15 protein-coding genes and 1 pseudogene are annotated in these 16,523 nt (G+C 54.8%); 6 read left to right on the top strand and 10 right to left on the bottom strand.

Annotation, left to right across the window (positions count from 1 at the left end):
- Nucleotides 1–31 precede the first annotated feature (31 nt).
- Nucleotides 32–571, top strand: coding sequence for a UpxY family transcription antiterminator (locus ABGT88_RS00495; RefSeq protein WP_087407915.1), 540 nt, complete (start codon nucleotides 32–34; stop codon nucleotides 569–571).
- Here ABGT88_RS00495 and ABGT88_RS00490 read toward each other — a convergent pair.
- From ABGT88_RS00490 to ABGT88_RS00460, 7 genes and pseudogenes are all read right to left on the bottom strand, one after another.
- Nucleotides 528–1,181, bottom strand: a complete 654-nt coding sequence (locus tag ABGT88_RS00490) for a TatD family hydrolase (RefSeq protein ID WP_346702789.1) — start codon at nucleotides 1,179–1,181, stop codon at nucleotides 528–530. The genes ABGT88_RS00495 and ABGT88_RS00490 overlap by 44 nt on opposite strands.
- A gap of 51 nt (nucleotides 1,182–1,232) precedes the next feature.
- A pseudogene (yidD, locus tag ABGT88_RS00485) lies at nucleotides 1,233–1,451 on the bottom strand (membrane protein insertion efficiency factor YidD); the annotation flags it as partial.
- Entirely contained in the window at nucleotides 1,448–1,858 is a 411-nt protein-coding gene (locus ABGT88_RS00480; RefSeq protein WP_346699831.1) for a ribonuclease P protein component, read from the bottom strand. The pseudogene yidD and the gene ABGT88_RS00480, both read right to left, overlap by 4 nt.
- Before the next feature lie 82 nt (nucleotides 1,859–1,940).
- On the bottom strand, nucleotides 1,941–2,690 hold the full coding sequence (locus tag ABGT88_RS00475; protein ID WP_087407918.1) for a uroporphyrinogen-III synthase: 750 nt from the start codon (nucleotides 2,688–2,690) through the stop codon (nucleotides 1,941–1,943).
- Nucleotides 2,687–3,586, bottom strand: a complete 900-nt coding sequence (locus ABGT88_RS00470; protein ID WP_087407919.1) for a DUF4271 domain-containing protein — start codon at nucleotides 3,584–3,586, stop codon at nucleotides 2,687–2,689. The genes ABGT88_RS00475 and ABGT88_RS00470 overlap by 4 nt, the downstream gene beginning before the upstream one ends.
- Before the next feature lie 13 nt (nucleotides 3,587–3,599).
- Nucleotides 3,600–4,187 carry a TIGR00730 family Rossman fold protein gene (locus tag ABGT88_RS00465; RefSeq protein ID WP_258326883.1) on the bottom strand — a complete coding sequence of 196 codons (588 nt, stop codon included), beginning with the start codon at nucleotides 4,185–4,187 and terminating at the stop codon, nucleotides 3,600–3,602.
- 72 nt (nucleotides 4,188–4,259) lie between these two features.
- Nucleotides 4,260–5,270, bottom strand: coding sequence for an NAD(P)-dependent oxidoreductase (locus ABGT88_RS00460; protein WP_346699829.1), 1,011 nt, complete (start codon nucleotides 5,268–5,270; stop codon nucleotides 4,260–4,262).
- A 269-nt stretch (nucleotides 5,271–5,539) separates the two neighbouring features.
- Between ABGT88_RS00460 and ABGT88_RS00455 the strand changes: the two genes are divergently transcribed.
- The 3 genes from ABGT88_RS00455 to queG all read left to right on the top strand — a co-directional run bounded on the left by ABGT88_RS00455 (nucleotide 5,540) and on the right by queG (nucleotide 10,408).
- Nucleotides 5,540–8,797 (top strand): protein O-mannosyl-transferase family, encoded by a 3,258-nt coding sequence (locus ABGT88_RS00455; RefSeq protein ID WP_346699827.1) that lies wholly within the window; start codon nucleotides 5,540–5,542, stop codon nucleotides 8,795–8,797.
- An 83-nt stretch (nucleotides 8,798–8,880) separates the two neighbouring features.
- Entirely contained in the window at nucleotides 8,881–9,489 is a 609-nt protein-coding gene (locus ABGT88_RS00450) for a polysaccharide deacetylase family protein (protein WP_258326879.1), read from the top strand.
- Nucleotides 9,464–10,408: a tRNA epoxyqueuosine(34) reductase QueG gene (gene queG, locus ABGT88_RS00445; protein ID WP_346699825.1), complete on the top strand. Its 945-nt coding sequence runs from the start codon at nucleotides 9,464–9,466 to the stop codon at nucleotides 10,406–10,408. The genes ABGT88_RS00450 and queG overlap by 26 nt, the downstream gene beginning before the upstream one ends.
- Before the next feature lie 170 nt (nucleotides 10,409–10,578).
- On the opposite strand, the gene nagB is transcribed toward queG, so the two are convergent.
- Nucleotides 10,579–11,391, bottom strand: a complete 813-nt coding sequence (gene nagB / locus ABGT88_RS00440; protein WP_087407925.1) for a glucosamine-6-phosphate deaminase — start codon at nucleotides 11,389–11,391, stop codon at nucleotides 10,579–10,581.
- A gap of 187 nt (nucleotides 11,392–11,578) precedes the next feature.
- On the opposite strand from nagB, the gene ABGT88_RS00435 reads away from it, so the two are divergent.
- Nucleotides 11,579–13,561, top strand: coding sequence for a glucosamine-6-phosphate deaminase (locus tag ABGT88_RS00435; protein WP_087407926.1), 1,983 nt, complete (start codon nucleotides 11,579–11,581; stop codon nucleotides 13,559–13,561).
- Between the two features lie 181 nt (nucleotides 13,562–13,742).
- Nucleotides 13,743–14,423, top strand: coding sequence for a histidine phosphatase family protein (locus tag ABGT88_RS00430; protein WP_087407927.1), 681 nt, complete (start codon nucleotides 13,743–13,745; stop codon nucleotides 14,421–14,423).
- Nucleotides 14,424–14,536: 113 nt separating this feature from the next.
- Here ABGT88_RS00430 and ABGT88_RS00425 read toward each other — a convergent pair whose 3' ends face one another.
- Both ABGT88_RS00425 and ABGT88_RS00420 read right to left on the bottom strand, forming a co-directional pair.
- The gene (locus tag ABGT88_RS00425; RefSeq protein ID WP_087407928.1) at nucleotides 14,537–16,027 is read right to left on the bottom strand and encodes an acetyl-CoA hydrolase/transferase family protein; all 1,491 of its coding nucleotides are present in this window, start codon (nucleotides 16,025–16,027) and stop codon (nucleotides 14,537–14,539) included.
- A gap of 230 nt (nucleotides 16,028–16,257) precedes the next feature.
- The gene (locus ABGT88_RS00420) at nucleotides 16,258–16,428 is read right to left on the bottom strand and encodes a hypothetical protein (RefSeq protein ID WP_158096835.1); all 171 of its coding nucleotides are present in this window, start codon (nucleotides 16,426–16,428) and stop codon (nucleotides 16,258–16,260) included.
- Nucleotides 16,429–16,523: the final 95 nt, after the last annotated feature.

Raw genomic sequence — 16,523 nt, 5'->3', positions numbered from 1 at the left:
TTGTGCAAACCTATTTTCTTCAGATACTGTTATGGGTATAAACAAGACCGATCTCAAATGGTTTGCCATTCGGGTGACTTATAGCCGGGAGATGGCATTGAAAGGTTATCTCGACCAGTATGGGATAGAATCGTTTATCCCCATGCACTACAAGGAGTTTATCAAGGGCGAGCGCAAGGTGCGCAAGCTGGTTCCCGTCATTCACAATTTGGTTTTCGTGCGGTTGAATCGCGAGAAAATGGACGAAATCAAGAAGGAGATTTCGCTCAAGGTTCCTTTGCGCTATATCATGGATCGCGAGAAGCACGAGCCTCTGGTGGTGCCCGACCGGCAGATGTCCAGCTTTATAGCCGTGGCAGGAGCCTATGACGAGCAGGTGGTTTATCTCGATTCTCAGGTTGTCTCGTTGCGCGAGGGCGATCGGGTGCGTATTACCGGCGGTGTCTTTGCCGGGGTCGAGGGGGTGTTCCTGCGGGTCAAGGGCGACCGGCGGGTAGTAGTTTCGATCGAGGGGGTTATGGCCGTGGCTACGGCATTTGTTCACCCTTCGTTGATCGAACGTATTCCATAATGTTTTCGGGTTGAGACGATTGTCGGGTCGGTTGCTCCAACGGGAAGATGCGGGCAATGTTGCCGGCCAGAGCCTTGTGTAGCCGTCGGGGCGACTGGTTGCGTATGTGGGCTGCTTTCCGATACAGTTTGTCGATGGTCATGTTGCCTTCGTCGGTCTCGAGGAAGAGTCGGTCGAGGGGTACCGATTTCAGGGTTTCGTGATTGTAATACTCGCCGAACGAGAGGAATAGTCCCTCGCGGAGGAGCTGTGCCGCCGTTTCGGGCTTGCCTCTGAAGCCGTGGATAATCCACGGTTGTGCGGGGCGTTTGGCTTTGTGTATGCGGATGATGTCGTCGTAGGACTTCACGGCGTGAATGACCAGCGGCTTGTGCCACTGCTCCGAGAGACGTATCTGTTTCTCAAAATAGATGAGCTGCTCTTCGTAGTTGACGCCTCCTTTGAGTTTGTCGAGCCCTGTTTCGCCTACGGCCACCACCTGTTCGTGTTGTACGGCGGCTTCGAGCCGGGCAATCGACTCTTTCGAGGTATCCGACAGGCTCCAGGGGTGCAGCCCTACCGAATAGTATTTGCCCGGTTGGGGACGAAACTCCTCGGGAGTGGTGCTGATGATGGCCCCGTAACGGTCGTGATGGGTGTGGATGTCGGTCGGAAACTTGGGGGGAACCGGATCGTAGCCGCTGCCTCCCCAGGGATGGCAGCTCAACAGCCGACGGGTGGCCAGCCACAAGCCTTTGAAGGGGCCGTGTATCTGTATGGCGTCGATGGCATACTGCGAGCAGGTGGGCACATAGCGGCACGAGGGCGGCAGCATGGGCGATATGGCCGCCTTGTAGAAGCGGATGGGCCATATGAGCAGGGTCGACAGCAACTTTTTCATGGCTCTACGGCGGGAGGGGTGGTTTGCTGTTCGCTTTTCTGCACCAGGCGCTGCAGAGCCTCGATCATCTTGCGTTCGATGGTGTGGAAATCGTTCAGGTCCTTGTCGAGGTAGAGAAAAGCTACGTGCATCGATTGGTGGCGTTGCAACAAAGGTTCGGTCAGAATCTCCTTGTGCAGTCGATAGGCTTCGCGGATGCGTCGGCGCAGATAGACCCGCTTGACGGCCCGTTTGAACTTGCGCTTGGGTATGTTGACAAAGAATTGCGGCGGAGCCGTGGAGTCATCGTCGATGCGGTAGACGACGCGCAACGGGTATACGATGAAGGCACTACCCTCGGCAAACAGGCGGTTGATAGCTGTTCGGCTGCATAGTTTTTCGCTTTTGGGCAGACTGTGTTCGTTCATCGTGTGTTTGAAAATAAAACCTCATAAGCGCCTCCTTTCGGTGAAAGACGATTATGAGGTTTGGTTCTTGTTGAAAAAGAGTTTATTTCTTTTTGCTTTGTTCTTTCAGGAAAAGGTCGAGAGCGGCGGTCATCGATGGTGCTCCGGGCGAGGGGGCTTCGACATCGAGCCGTAAGCCGGCATCGCGTACGGCTTGAGCCGTCGTGGGACCGAAGGTACCGATCTTGATGTCGCCCTGCTCGAATTCGGGGAAGTTCTTGAGCAGCGACTTGATGCCCGACGGGCTGAAAAAGATGAGCATATCGTAGTCAAACGGTTCGCCCTCTTCAAAATCGTTGCTCACGGTGCGGTACATGATGGCACGCGTGTAGTTGATTTTATGCTTTTCCAGCACCGAGGTTTGCTCTTTGTGTACATCCGATACCGGGAAGAGGTATTTCTCTCCCGCATGTTTCAGCAACGATGGAACCAGGTCGTCCAGTTTGCCCGAGTTGCCAAAGAATATCTTGCGCTTGCGATAGACAATGTATTTTTGCAGGTAAAGGGCTATGGCTTCGGTCGTGCAGAAGTATTTCATCGTTTCGGGTATCGTGACGCGCAACTCTTCGCACAAGCGGAAGAAGTGGTCGATGGCGGTACGGGCCGTGAAAATGACAGCGGTATATTCCGGAATGGAAATCTTCTGTTGTCTGAACTCTTTGGAGGTCAGGCCCTCTACTTTGATAAAGGGACGAAATACGATATTGACGCCATATCGCTTGGCAATATCGTAGTAAGGCGATTTTTCGGAACTCGGCTTAGGCTGAGAAACAAGAATTTTCTTAATTTTCAAAGCTGCTGTATTTTTAGTTCGACAAAATGATATATCAATATGCTTGATTTATATACCCAAAATAGGGGTGCGATTTCGAGGGCACAAAAGTACACAATAAAATAGAATAAATCTAATATATTGCGGTAAAAAATCTTAAACCCTTTATAAATAAATAAGATACGGGATGCCAGATAGATAACTCCTGCGACGACCAGCATCACCTTTCCCCATTGCGGAACAAATATCGACAAGAGTACCGGCACGGCGATGGGGATACTGATGATAGCATTGATCGAGATGAAACTCTCGACCCACTTGCGGGTGTGGGCCGTGTCGGAGAATACGAGTCCGAGTCCGCGATAGAGCCATTTTTGTAACGTATAGTAGACCCAGGCGATGAGGCTGCCGCAGCAGACACCCACCCCGATCGATATCGACAGGTCGGGTCGGGTGGAGGCCAGCAGTTGAAACAGACAGAACCCCTCCGATACGCAGGTCATGCCCAGCAGTACGGCTCGTAGCTGGGTCTCCCGCACGGTGGTGTCGTCGAAAAGGTTCTGGCGGTCTTTCACATTGAGCACGCTGTTGAATATCTCGCCCAGGAACTTGGTCCCTTTTTTGAAAGTGAAGGCAAAGAGCAGAAAAACTACTACAACAATGCTCACCAGCAGCGAGTTGTTGGTGGGGGTATCGGGCATACGCTCGGCAGAAAACCCCTCGGGTATGGCAATGATGGTCTCTTGCAGGTCCTTGAGGGGGTCGCTCTCCTTGAGCGGAGTACTGCGCTCGAAGCCCCCGATGTATTGCGGCACGAACACTTCGGGCTGGCTCGCCGGCAGCCGGGTGCCGGTGGTATCGGCCGTGTGCAGGGTGTCGGCTACGATAGCGGAGTGAGGTGCAGCAGGGATAGGCATGGCGGTCGGGTGGTTAGATGGCAGCTATTTTGCGGATACTGGGGTCCCAGGCTGGAGCGTTTAAGATGTCGTCGATGGCCTCCTGAGGAGTCTGGGCCACTTGCCACAGGCGGGCGTGTTCGTGGCGCATGAAGTTCTCGTCGATAGCCTTGTTCAGCATCGCGATGAGGGGGTCGTAATATCCGTCGATATTAAGTATCACGATGGGGTTGAGGAAGAGCCCCAGTTGTTTCCATGTGATAATCTCGAAGAGCTCTTCCAACGTGCCGCAGCCGCCTGGCAGGGCAATGACGGCATCGGCCTCTTGGGCCATGCGCTCCTTGCGTTCGTGCATGTCGGCAGTTACTACGGTCTGGGTCAGACCCGGGTGGCACCACCCCTCGTCAATCATAAACTGGGGAATCACCCCCAGCACCTCGCCACCGTGGGCCAACACGCTGTCGGCCAGGGTGCTCATGAGTCCTTGGTTCCCGGCTCCGCATACGCATCGCATGCCTCGTTGGGCAAGGAGCCGCCCGATTTCGCGGGCCGCCTCGAAGTAGTCGGGGTTTATTTTGGAACTGGATGCGCAGTAGACGCACACCGATTTTATCTTTTTCATTGTCACCAGCTTGAATCGCACTGCAAAGGTAACGCTTTTTTTTGAAAGACGGCGTGTCTACAGCGGGCTACCTTACAGCCAATGGTGCTCGCGATACCACTTCACGCACTCGTTTACCCCGCGCTCGAGGCTGTATTGTGGTTCGAACCCCAGTTCGTTGCGGGCATCGCTGATGTCGCATATCCAGTTGCGTTGCTTCATGATGCGGAACTTGTCGCGGTTCAGCGTGCTGGTCTTGCCCAGGAGAGCGGCACCCTTTTCGGCAATGACCGAGACAATCCAGAGTCCGGCGATGGGAATCTTCACCGGTATCACCCAACGCTTGCCCAACGCCGCGGCTACGTACCGGCGGAATTGCGACGAGGTGTAGGCCCTCCCCTCGGAGAGGAAATAGCCTCGGCGCGTCACGCCCCGGTCGATGGCCTTGAAGATGGCCTGCACCAGATCCTTCACGTAGATGAAGGTGATGAGCTGCGGCTTGTATCCTACGATGAAGTCGAATCCGCACTTGATACTCTTCATCATCAGGTAGTAATCTTTTTCGTAGGGCCCGTATACTCCGGTGGGGCGCATCACCACGTAGGGGAAGCCCTCGAGCGATTGCAGGTGTCGCTCGGCCTTCAGCTTGCTCTGTCCGTAACGGGTATTGGGGTGGGGTGTGTCGGTGGTGCGTATGGGGGTGAAGCCTTTTTCGTCGCCCAACCCCCAGGCTCCCAGGCTGCTCATGAGGATAAACTGCCTGGGCACCATGTCGGTAGCGACGAGGGCCTCGGTGAAATTCTTGACAAACCCGTAGTTGATGCGGTCGAAGTCGTCGGGGTTCTTGCACTTGGTCACTCCCAGGTTGTGCACGATGTAGTCCCACTTGCCATATTCCCGTTTGTGCTCGCGCAACTGGTCGGCCAGTAGGTCGGGGTTACCGTAGTTGAAGTCGATGAAACGGATGGCCGGGTTCTTGAGGTGTTCGCGCGAAGTGGTCTTGCGCACCCCGGCCCAGGTTTCGTATCCCCGCGAGAGGGCCTCTTCGACGATGAATCCGCCGATGAATCCACCGGCGCCGGTAATCAGTATTCGGGTACTCATAATGCAATTTCGTTTGGCGGGTAAAAGTAATAAGAAACCGGCGAAGTAGGGCTGTCGAACTGCGATTTTGTGAAATATAGCCGATAAATTATTATAAAAAGTTTATAATGAGGGGAGATTAACAATCTTTCATTATCTTTGCCGGGTATATGAAAACAGATAGACACCTCTTGCTCCCTCGGTAAAATGGTTTCGGCCTTTCCCGGGGTTGTTTTCGTGTGTGGCGTTTGTCTGTAGAACTGCCTGAAAATAAAGACAAAAGTAGTATAATGAAACGGTACAAATTACTGAACAATGCGTTGGGATGGGTGGTCTTCGTCGTTGCGGCGATTACCTATATCCTGACTTTGGAGTCGACCGCCAGTTTTTGGGACTGCGGTGAATTTATAGCTTCGGGATATAAACTGGAAGTGGGTCACCCGCCGGGAAACCCCATCTTCATGTTGACGGCCCGCTTCTTTGCCAACTTTGCCTCTTCGCCCTCGGGGGTAGCCTACATGGTCAACCTCATGTCGGGATTGTTGAGTGCCGCCACCATCTTGCTGCTGTTCTGGACCATCACCCGTCTGGCACAGAAGGTTGTGCTGCGTGAGGGCGAGACCGTCGAGACCATGTCGATGGGTCAGATGATTGCCATTCTGGGTTGCGGCGTGGTAGGTGCTCTGGCCTATGCCTGGTCCGATACCTTCTGGTTCTCGGCCGTAGAGGGCGAGGTTTATGCCTACTCCTCTTTCTGTACGGCACTCGTATTCTGGCTGATTCTCAAATGGGAGAGCGTAGCCGACGAGCCGCACTCCAACCGCTACATCATACTCATCGCCTACATCATCGGCGTGTCGATTGCGGTGCACCTGCTCAACTTGCTGTGTATCCCTGCCATCGTGCTGGTTTATTACTATCGCAAGTTCAAGAATACCAACCTGAAGGGCTCCATCATTGCCCTGTTGCTCTCGTTTGTGCTCATCGTGCTGCTGCTCTACGGACTGGTTCCCGGTTTCGTCGAGGTGGCCAGCTGGGTCGAACTGCTCTTTGTCAATGTCTTCCACCTGCCTTTCAACAGCGGTGTGGTATTCTACTTCTTCCTGATTGTAGGGGTTATCGCTTGGGCCATCTACGAGACTTACGCCCAGCGCAGCGAGAAGTTGATGAAGATTTCGTTCTTCATCAGTATCGTGCTGGTAGGTATCCCCTTCATCGGCGACGGTTATGTGATTGGCATCATCCTCTCGCTGGCCCTGGCCTACTACCTCTTCTTCATGCGCAAGCGTCCGTCGGTAGTGACCATGAACACGATTCTGCTCTCGTTGTTCGTCATCTTCATCGGCTACTCGTCGTATGCCTTGATTATGATACGTTCGACGGCCAACACGCCCATGGATCAGAACTCGCCCGAAGACATCTTCAGCCTCTCGGGTTACCTCAACCGCGAGCAGTATGGCGACCGTCCGCTCTTCTACGGGCAGACCTTCCCCGCCGAGGTGTTGCGCGATGCCAACGGTACGGCCGTGTCGACCCAGGGGAAACCCATCTGGAAGAAGAAACTGAAATCGTCGCCCGACGATCCCGACCGCTACATCATCACCGGGCACGACGAACACTACAAATACGAACCCGAGTTGTGCATGCTCTTCCCCCGCATGTACAGCGACAAGGCCGAACATATATCGGCTTATAAGGAGTGGACCAACTTCAAGGGCCGCCCCGTACAGGTGAAGACTCCCGACGGTACCAAGACGGTGATGAAGCCCACCTTCGGCGAAAACCTCGCCTTCTTCCTCGACTACCAGCTCAACTACATGTACTGGCGTTATTTCATGTGGAACTTCGCCGGCCGTCAGAACGATATTCAGGGCCACGGCGAAGTGCAGAACGGTAACTGGATAAGCGGCTTCAACTTCATCGACAAGCACATTGCCGGCGACCAGACCAACCTGCCCGACGACCTGAAGAACAATGCCGGCCGCAACGTTTTCTACATGATGCCGTTGTTGCTCGGTCTCATCGGTCTCTTCTTCCAGGCCTTCTCGGGCAAGAAGGGTATCGAGAGCTTCTGGGTCACCTTCTTCCTCTTCTTCATGACGGGTATCGCCATTGTCATCTACCTCAACCAGACGCCTTACCAGCCGCGTGAGCGCGACTACGCCTATGCCGGTTCGTTCTACGCGTTTGCCATCTGGATCGGGTTGGGTGTCGCCGCCATCTGGCGTGGCCTCAACTACCTGGCCAAGACGACCGACGAGCAGCCCAAGTCGACGGCGACTGCCGTGGTGGCTTCGCTCCTGTGCTTGTGTGTGCCCTTGCAGATGGTGAGCCAGACGTGGGACGACCACGACCGTTCGGGCCGCTATGTCTGCCGCGACTTCGGTATGAACTACCTCTCGAGTGTCGACGAGAACGCCATTCTCTTCACCAACGGCGATAACGATACCTTCCCCTTGTGGTATGTACAGGAGGTCGAGGGCTATCGCACCGATGTGCGGGTGTGCAACCTCTCGTATCTGCAGACCGACTGGTACATCGACCAGATGAAGCGTCCGGCCTACGAATCGGCAGCACTGCCCATCTCGGCCGACGAGTCGAAGTATGCCTATGACGTGCGTTCCTACAACTACGTAATCAACCGTCTGGCCGACTCGATTACGGTACGCAACGCACTCGACTATCTCTATAGCGATGAGTCGTGGACCAAGGATGTGCCGGGATACGGTGCCCTCAACCACCTGCCCACCAACCAGCTCTATATACCGGTCGATGCTAATGCCGTGGTGGCTTCGGGTACGGTAGCTCCCGCATTGAAGGACAGCATCGTTTCGCGCATCGTGCCCGACTTCTCCAACAAGCGGGGATTCACCATGAGCGAAATCGCCTCGCTCGACATCATCAACACCAATGCCGAGCAGGGCTGGAAACGCCCCGTCTATTTTGCCGTGACGGTGGGTAACAGCTACTACCTGGGTCTCGAGGACTACTTCTCGCGTACCGGTCTGGCCTATCAGGTGGTACCTTTGAAAGGGGTCAACAACAACATCAATACCGACAAGATGTACGACAATATGGTCAACCGCTTCCGCTGGGGCGGTATCGACCAGGTGACGAAAGAGCATCCGCTCTATCTCGACGAGAACGTGCGCCGCATGTGCAATACCATCCGTATGATGTTTGCCGACCTGGTAGAGCAGCTTATCAAGGAGGGCAAGAACGAAAAGGCCCTGACGGCTCTGAACCTTATCATGGAGAAGATTCCGGGCTGGCAGGTAACTCACGACCTTACGTCGCTGTCGTTCGGTCAGTCCTACCTCGAACTGGGCGAAACGGCCAAGGGCGAGGCTCTGCTCAACGAGATTCTTGAAAACTCGGCCGGCTACCTCAACTGGTACAAAGACCTCACTCCGGGTCAGCTCCGCTCCATCCGCAACGATTACGAGAAGCATGTCTACATCGTTCATGCCATCAACGAGCTGAGTACAGCCTACGGACTTACCGATTTGCAAAACAAGATTGCATCGCGTTTTGCCGTTCGGGAGTAATCGAATATAATCCTTTACGGGAGAGTGTCGGGGAGCTTGTTTCGCCGATTCTCTCCCGATTTTTTTCGTTAGATATATCATTTATGTTTATAGAGCAACCCCCGTTTTTTTATCGGATGCTGTTCCCCGAGGCCATCTGGCGCATCCCGGGCGATCGGAAGACCGTCTACCTGACATTCGACGACGGCCCCATTCCCCAGGTTACGCCGTGGGTGCTCGATGTCCTCGACTACTATTCGGTAAAGGCTACCTTCTTTTGTGTGGGCGACAATGTGGCCCGCAACCCCAACCTCTTCCAGGAGTTGAGGCACAGGGGGCACCAGGTGGGCAACCACACGATGAATCACATACAGGGCATGTCGACCCCGCCCGAGAAATATGTGCGCAACGTGCTCAATGCCCACGACCTGATTCAGAGCCAACTCTTCCGTCCGCCCCACGGCCACATGCTCCCCGGGCAGGCCAACCTGTTGAAAAAGGATTTCAGCATCATCATGTGGGATGTGGTGACTCGCGATTATAGCAACAAGCTCACAGGCGAACAGGTGTTTGGCAACGTGAAGCGCTATGCCCGCAACGGCTCCATTATCGTGTTTCACGACTCGATCAAGGCCGAGCGCAACCTGCACTATGCCTTGCCTCGAACCATAAACTGGCTGCGCGAAAATGGATTCATCTTCCGCACCCTTTGAGTGGCGAGAGCAGATTCGTAGCGAAGCCCTTCGGTTGGGTTTCGATGCGTGTGGCTTCGCTCGGGTCGACGAGGTAGAGCCCCGGGCCTGCGAGGCTTATCGCCGTTGGCTGGACGAGGGCAGGCAGGCACAGATGGACTATCTGGGCAACTACCTCGACTTGCGCGACCATCCGGCCCTTCTCTATCCGGGAGCCCGCACCATCGTATGCGTGGCGCTCAACTACTATCCGGCCCGTTTCCAGCCGCAGGAGCATCCTCAGTTTGCCTACTATGCCTATGGCCGCGATTACCACGAGGTGATGCGCGACAAGCTGCGGCAGCTCGCCGCTTTCGTGGCCCCTCTCTCGGGCGATGCCGGGCGGGTGTGTTGCGATACCGCCCCTGTGCGCGAACGCTATTGGGCCGTGCAGGCCGGTCTGGGATTTATCGGCAGGAATGCCCAGTTGATTATCCCCGGTAAGGGCTCTTACTTCTTTCTGGGCGAGTTGCTTACGACACTCGCCTTGCCCCCCGACAAACCCTTGTCCAACCGCTGCGGCGACTGCTTGCTCTGCCGGGAGCATTGCCCTGTGGAGGCGCTCGATGAGCCGGGGCAGGTCGATGCCCGCCGCTGCATTTCGTGCCAGACCATCGAGAACCGCGGCGAGATACCGCCCGCGGTGGCTGATCGGATGGGCAACCGGGTCTATGGCTGCGACACCTGCCAGCAGTGCTGTCCCTGGAATCGGGCGGCTACTCCTTCGACGCACCCCGAGTTCGCCCCCTCGGACGAACTGCTCGCTCTCGACGCCGCCCGTTTCGAGGCGTTGACTCCCGACGATTTCAACCGCATATTCCGCCATTCGGCCGTGCGCCGGGCCAAGTATGCGGGGCTCATGCGCAACTTTGCCGTGTGGAAGAAAAACCGTAAATCGTGACGAATCGGCACAAAACGATACCATCGTACCCCCTTCGCACCGATAGCCGGCTCTATCCTGTTCCCTTTTGAAATACATCCCTTGAGTGAGGGTAAAAAGAAACGAGGGCCCCACACCGATGTGTGGAACCCTCGCTATGCGGTTCGAAAGATTTTGGCTTTCGAGTGAGATTACTTCAGCAAGCTGTCGGGGTCGAGGTTGTTGTGCTCGATGTCGAGGAAGTATTTGTAGGTACCCACTTTCAGCTCGGCCGTAGCGGCATCGTCGCATACGATGATGCTCTTGGGGTGCATTTGCAGAGCCGTGATGGTCCACATTTGCGAAACGCCGCCCTCTACGCCCTGTTGCAAGGCACGAGCCTTGTTGTGGCCGTTGACAATGATGAGTACGTTGCGGGCAGCCATGACGGTACCTACACCCACGGTGAGCGCCGTTTTGGGCACGAGGTTGGTATCGCCGCCGAAGAAGCGCGAGTTGGCGATGATGGTGTCTTGCGTCAGGGTTTTCACACGTGTGCGCGAGGTAAGCGACGAACCCGGTTCGTTGAAGGCGATGTGGCCGTCGGGGCCTACGCCGCCCAGGAAGAGTTCGATACCGCCGTAGGAGGCGATTTTAGCCTCGTAGCGGGCACACTCCTCTTCGGGGTTGGCAGCGTTGCCGTTGAGGATATTGACGTTCTCGGGACGGATGTCGATGTGCGAGAAGAAGTTGCTCCACATGAAAGTGTGGTAGCTCTGCTCGTGATCTTCGGGCAGGTTGCAATATTCGTCCATGTTGAAGGTAACGACGTTGCGGAACGACACGATACCTTTCTTGTTCAATTCGATGAGGTGTTTGTACATGCCCAGCGGCGACGAGCCGGTGGGGAGGCCCAGTACGAAAGGCTTCTCTTCGGTAGGGTTGAATTTATTGATGCACGATGCCACATAGTTAGCGGCCCAACGCGAAACTGCATCATAGGTTGGTTCGATAATCAGTCTCATGATTTTATAGATTTTTATGGATTTTAGCTTTCCCCAAAAGTAATCATTTTTTGGCAAGTATCGACCGGCGGGTGAAAATTTTGTGTATTTTTCTAAAAATCGAATATACTTCCATCATTTTTCACCTTTTTTGTGTGGAAAAAAAGTAAAGGAATCATTAAGTTTGTAACTCAAAAATACTATCGCGATGAAAACAAATCTTAGTTCTCAAATTAAACTGGACCGTATACCCAAACGGTATTACGATCCTGACGGTGAGTTGGAACTCGCGGCTCTGACGCGGGAAGAAAAGGTCTATACCAAAATCTTCGAAGGTTCCGACGAAGGTTCGGTATATGTGGCTCACGACATTGCCGAGTTGATTCAGAAATGCAAGGCCGAACATCGCCATTGCGTTCTCGCTTTGGGTTCGGGTGCAGCCACTCACTCGGTCTATGCCGAACTGGTGCGCATGTATCAGGCCGGAGAAATCAGCTTCTCGAATGTAATCGTGTTCAACATCGGTGAATACTATCCTTTGGCCGAAGGTGCTCCCGGTACCATGAGCCTCTTGAAAGAGCTTTTGCTCGACAAGGTGAATATCGACCCCGAGAATATCCACACGCCCAGCAAGATGGTTTCGAAAGAAGATCTCTTCGCATACTGCAAGAAATACGAGGAAGAGATCGAAGCCTGCGGCGGTATAGACCTGGCTCTGTGCGAAATCGGTGCCGTGGGTAATCTCGCCTTCAACGAACCGGGTTCGCAGCTCAACTCGTCGTGCCGTCTCATGTTGCTCGGTAGCGATGCCCGTCACGTGGCTTCGTCGCAATTCAATTCGAACGAGAATGTTCCCCGCTGTGCCATCACGCTGGGTATCTCGAACCTCATGTCGGCCCGTCGTATCATCTGCGTGGCCTGGGGTGAAAATCGCGCCAACATCGTGAAACGCACCATCGAGGGCGAAGTGACCGACCTCATACCCTCTTCCTTCCTGCAGACCCACCGTCGTGCCAAAGTGGTGCTCGACCTTTCGGCTGCCGAGGCTTTGACGCGCATCAGCCGTCCGTGGCTCGTAACGTCGTGCGAATGGGACGAGAAACTCATCCGTCGGGCCATTGTTTGGCTCTGCAAGGTGACGGGTAAACCCATCTTGAAACTGACCGACAAAGACTACAACGACAACGGCTTGAGCGAACTCGTTGCCCTCTACGGTTCGGCCTACAACGTAAACATCCGCATCTTCAACTCGCTGCAACATACCATTACCGGTTGGCCCGGTGGTAAACCCAATGCCGACGACACTTTCCGTCCCGAGCGTGCTACTCCGTATCCCAAACGGGTTATCGTATTCAGCCCGCACCCCGACGACGATGTGATCTCGATGGGTGGTACCCTCAAACGTCTTGCCGTACAGAAACACGATGTACACGTGGCTTACGAGACTTCGGGCAACATTGCCGTAGGCGACGAAGATATGATGCGTTACATCATGCTTATCGACAACATCGCCAAGAAGTTCAAGTTCGATACCCCCGAGCTTCTGAAAGAGAGCAGCGAAATCCACAAATTCATCGAGCAGAAGAAAGACGGTGAGTCCGATACGCCCGATATTCGCTTTATCAAGACAATGATTCGTCGGGGCGAGGCTCGTACCGCCTGCAAATACATCGGCATCAAGCCCGAGAATGTTCACTTCCTGAACCTCCCCTTCTACGAGACGGGTACCATTAAGAAAGGCGATTTGACCGAAGCCGATATTCAGATTGTAAAAGACCTGATTGAGTCGGTTAAACCGCACCAGATTTTCGTAGCCGGCGACTTGGCCGATCCGCACGGAACTCACAAGGTTTGCCTCGATGCCGTTCTGGCCGCTATCGACGAAATCAAGGACGAAGAGTGGATGAAAGATTGCCGCATCTGGATGTATCGTGGTGCCTGGGCCGAATGGGAAATCGACCACATCGAAATGGCTGTGCCCCTGAGCCCCGAAGAGCTGCGTCAGAAACGTAACTCGATTCTCAAACACCAGTCGCAGATGGAGAGCGCTCCCTTCCTGGGCGATGACGAGCGTCTGTTCTGGCAACGTGCCGAGGATCGTAACAAAGCTACGGCCGACCTCTACGCCAGCCTCGGTCTGGCTTCGTACGAGGCCATCGAAGCCTTTGTAGAATATCATCCCATACGATAATCCGTAACCTGTATAGAGGGGCTGTATCGGCGTGATGCAGCCCCTTTTCTTTAAATAAGAAGAGACAACAAGAGGCAATACTTGTTTCGGGGACTGTCGCACAATGCCCCGGGGGGACTGTAAGAACCGGGGACCCTTCGTTTGCAAAGATCATACACACATACCTCATGTAAATATACCTATGAAACCACACCGAATTATCCTGATACGTCATGGCGAATGCTATGCCAATACCGACGAAAGCCAGTTTGCCACCGAACCCGACTACACGATAGAGCTGACTCCCCGAGGTCTCGAGCAGGCTCGTGAGGCAGGTGAAGCCCTGAAGGCGTTGGTTGGTGACGAACCGCTCTATTTCTATGTGTCGCCCTTCTGGCGCACCCGTTCTACCTTTGAGCAGGTGGCCCGGGCCTTTCCCCGCCGTCAGTTCGACTACAACGAGGAGCCCCGCCTCAGAGAGCAGGAGTGGGGCTACCTGCGCACCTATGCCGAGCTGAAGCGGTTGAAAGAGGAGCGTCGCCGCTACGGCACGTTTTACTACCGGTTTCCGGGCGGCGAGGCCGGCACCGATGTCTACGACCGCATCAACGACCTGCTGGGGTCGCTGCATCGCGATTTCCGCAGCCCCGACTTCCCGCCTAACTGTGTACTCATCACCCACTCGCTGGCCATACGCCTCTTTGTGATGCGGTGGTTTCACCTCACGGTCGAGGAGTTTGAAGAGATGGCTTCGCCCCGGAATGGCGACTTGGTGATACTCGAGTATGACGATGCCGCTCAGGAATACCGGCTGACGACTCCGCTCGCCCGGAATTCCGACACGGTGTTCCGTCGGCGGCCTATCCGGTTGCCCGACGAGTAATCGGAATCGGTGCGACGAAAAAGATCGTTTCCAGCTCTCGCGTTATAAACACAATACCCCCGAGGCGCGGGTGGCCTCGAGGGTATCGGTTATAATCGCATTCGACGGTTTAATTATACATATTCGGCCCAGTTGGTAAGAGCCATATCGCCCGATTTCAGGAACTCGTTGTGGAATCCGAAGGCGGCCTTCAGGTTGTGAGGCGTGTGGCCTTTGCCCAGTTTCAGGTAGTCCCACAACAGCTCTTTGTACATGGGGTGAACGCAGTTCTCGATGATGGTGTGAGCGCGTTGGATGGGCGATTTGCCGCGGAGGTCGGCTACGCCCTGCTCGGTGATGAGCACCTGTACCGAGTGTTCGCTGTGGTCGAGGTGCGAAACCATGGGTACGATGGCGCTGATTTTGCCACCTTTGGCAATCGAGGGGCAGGTGAATATCGAGAGGTAGGCATTGCGGGTGAAGTCGGCCGAGCCGCCGATGCCGTTCATCATCTTGGTACCGGTTACGTGGGTCGAGTTCACGTTGCCGAAGATGTCGGCCTCGAGGGCGGTGTTCATGGTGATGAGGCCCAGTCGGCGTACGATTTCGGGGTGATTCGATATTTCGCCCGGTCGCATGATGATTTTGTCGTGGAAGAAGTCGATGTTGCTGAACACCTCGTCTTGTTTGCCGTCGCTTATCGTCATGGAGCAGCAGCTGGCAAATTTGCATTTACCCTCTTTCATCAGGTCGATAACGGCATCTTGTATCACCTCGGTATACATTTCGAAGGCGGGGATGTCGGGGTTGGAGCCCAGACTGCCCAGCACGGCGTTGGCGATGTTGCCTACACCCGATTGCAGCGGCAGGAATTGGGGCGGGATGAGGCCGGCTTTCAACTGGCTTACGAGGAAGTCGCACACGTTGTTTCCGATCTTCATGGTGGTCTCGTCGGCCGGGGTGAAGGGTTTCACGCCGTCGAGCTTGTCGCTTTCGACGATGCCCACGATTTTCTTCGGGTCTACTTTAATGATAGGAGCACCGATACGGTCGCTGGGTTTGTAGATGGGAATCTCGCGACGGTAGGGCGGGTCGAGCGGTTGGTAAATGTCGTGCATGCCCCGCAGCTCTTTGGGGTCGTGGTGGTTCAGTTCGATGATGATTTTATCGGCCAGCGCGCAGAAGGTGGGAGTAGCACCCACACCGTTGCCCAGCAGGATTTCTCCGTTGGGGGTTACCTCGGTAGCTTCGACGATGGCCACGTTTACCTTGCCCAGAAATCCGTAACGCAGGTTTTGCGCCAGGTGCGAGAGGTGCATGTCGAAGTAGGCAATCTCGTTGGAGTTGACGGCTGCACGGGTATCTTTGTGCGACTGGTAGGGTGTACGGCTTCTGATGGCTTTTGCACGGGTGAGGGCGCCGTCTACGTAGTCGCTGGTCGAGGCACCGGTGTAGACGCCAATCTGGAAGGGGCGTCCGGCTGCATGTTCGGCCTCGGCCCGTTGGGCGATGGCGACAGGGACTACTTTGGGGGTACCTGCTGCAGTAAAGCCACTAAATCCTACATTATCGTTGTGGTGAACGAATTGAGCCGCTTCTTCGGCGGTAATAAAATTAAATGCCATATCTATGATAAATTTTGTTGTTTTTGAGATATTTCAAGGTTAAGGTGTTTCTCGGTTTCAGTATTTTCTATTCAGTATTTCTGCAGCGATGACCGCTTTTCGCCAATCTATATCGCTTATATCTATTGATTCAGTCTCTGCTTCGGATTCCTGTACCGGTACGGTTTGTGTCACGGGTCGGGCAGATGTTTGCGGACGGGCGAGCGCCGATTTTCCCTCCTCCTCGGGTGTCAGTATCGTTGCTGCCGGTTCGGGTTTTGGGACGGTCGCAGCCGGCTGTTCTGCAGGTCGAGGCTGTGGTCGCCATTCGGTTTGAGGTTCTCTTCGCTCCAGGGGCTGCACCTGAGGGCGGCGAGACGGTTGCGGCTGCGCTCTTCGGGGAGCTCGGGGGATATATTCATCGGCCTCGTGAGCCTTTCGCTCCTCCTCTTCGTGAGCTCGGCGCAGCTCTGCGAAAATTTCGTCCAGGGTAAGTGGTGTGGAAGCATCTCGACTC

Origin of the sequence: Barnesiella sp. An22, from assembly GCF_963931395.1 — a bacterium.
GTDB classification, from domain to species: Bacteria; Bacteroidota; Bacteroidia; order Bacteroidales; family Barnesiellaceae; genus Barnesiella; species Barnesiella merdigallinarum.
The sequence above is the reverse complement of the archived record's forward strand: the minus strand, read 5'-3'. Positions and strand labels throughout refer to the sequence as shown.

Excerpts from the sequence above, each read along its gene's own strand:
- ABGT88_RS00420 (WP_158096835.1), bottom strand. The coding sequence starts at position 16,428 with ATGAATATATCCCCCGAGCTCCCCGAAGAGCGCAGCCGCAACCGTCTC.
- ABGT88_RS00470 (WP_087407919.1), bottom strand. The coding sequence starts at position 3,586 with ATGCCTATCCCTGCTGCACCTCACTCCGCTATCGTAGCCGACACCCTG.
- ABGT88_RS00455 (WP_346699827.1), top strand. The coding sequence starts at position 5,540 with ATGAAACGGTACAAATTACTGAACAATGCGTTGGGATGGGTGGTCTTC.
- ABGT88_RS00495 (WP_087407915.1), top strand. The coding sequence starts at position 32 with ATGGGTATAAACAAGACCGATCTCAAATGGTTTGCCATTCGGGTGACT.
- ABGT88_RS00460 (WP_346699829.1), bottom strand. The coding sequence starts at position 5,270 with ATGAGTACCCGAATACTGATTACCGGCGCCGGTGGATTCATCGGCGGA.
- ABGT88_RS00465 (WP_258326883.1), bottom strand. The coding sequence starts at position 4,187 with ATGAAAAAGATAAAATCGGTGTGCGTCTACTGCGCATCCAGTTCCAAA.
- queG (WP_346699825.1), top strand. The coding sequence starts at position 9,464 with ATGGATTCATCTTCCGCACCCTTTGAGTGGCGAGAGCAGATTCGTAGC.
- ABGT88_RS00450 (WP_258326879.1), top strand. The coding sequence starts at position 8,881 with ATGTTTATAGAGCAACCCCCGTTTTTTTATCGGATGCTGTTCCCCGAG.
- nagB (WP_087407925.1), bottom strand. The coding sequence starts at position 11,391 with ATGAGACTGATTATCGAACCAACCTATGATGCAGTTTCGCGTTGGGCC.
- ABGT88_RS00430 (WP_087407927.1), top strand. The coding sequence starts at position 13,743 with ATGAAACCACACCGAATTATCCTGATACGTCATGGCGAATGCTATGCC.
- ABGT88_RS00480 (WP_346699831.1), bottom strand. The coding sequence starts at position 1,858 with ATGAACGAACACAGTCTGCCCAAAAGCGAAAAACTATGCAGCCGAACA.
- ABGT88_RS00435 (WP_087407926.1), top strand. The coding sequence starts at position 11,579 with ATGAAAACAAATCTTAGTTCTCAAATTAAACTGGACCGTATACCCAAA.
- ABGT88_RS00425 (WP_087407928.1), bottom strand. The coding sequence starts at position 16,027 with ATGGCATTTAATTTTATTACCGCCGAAGAAGCGGCTCAATTCGTTCAC.